Here is a 571-nt window from a genome sequence, read left to right as displayed (position 1 = left end):
TTGCGGCCCGGCCGCAAGCGATGCTTTTGAGAATCACACCACTAAATTCCAAATCATTTGGAATCAGTGCTTAAATCTGTCAAACTGGTGTGGTTGTGTCCGAACGGGAGTGTTATCTCGGGAGGGCGAACAGTGGAGAGCATGAATGTGCAATCTGCTGAGGGGCTTTATGCTCCATGTTCTTGATCACAAGAAAACGGTCCAGTTCCTCCAATGGGGAGCCACCGCGCGAAGCTGTTTGAAAAAGCGACACGCCCGAGCGCGGGGACCGGTGAGAAGCTGTTTAAGAGAGGTAAGACGGCATGGCGGGACAAAAGATCCGCATCCGGCTCAAGTCCTATGACCACGAGGTCATTGACAGCTCCGCGCGCAAGATCGTCGACACTGTGCAGCGCGCAGGTGCGACGGTAGTGGGCCCGGTGCCGCTGCCGACCGAGCGTAACGTTTTTACGGTTATTCGGTCGCCCCACAAGTACAAGGACAGCCGCGAGCACTTTGAAATGCGCACTCATAAGCGCTTGATTGACATCATCGACCCGACGCCGAAGGCAGTTGACTCGCTTATGCGACT

General features: G+C 55.2%; 1 protein-coding gene. It reads left to right on the top strand.

What is annotated here, in order from left to right:
- Positions 1 to 302 precede the first annotated feature (302 nt).
- On the top strand, positions 303 to 571 hold a 269-nt coding region (rpsJ, locus tag HMPREF1627_RS02080), incomplete at its 3' end, for a 30S ribosomal protein S10 (protein WP_034500758.1).

Source organism: Actinomyces sp. S6-Spd3, from assembly GCF_000758755.1.
In the GTDB taxonomy this organism is placed as follows: Bacteria; Actinomycetota; Actinomycetes; order Actinomycetales; family Actinomycetaceae; genus Pauljensenia.
Note: the sequence above shows the minus strand (reverse complement) of the source record. Positions and strands in the feature narration are given on the sequence as shown.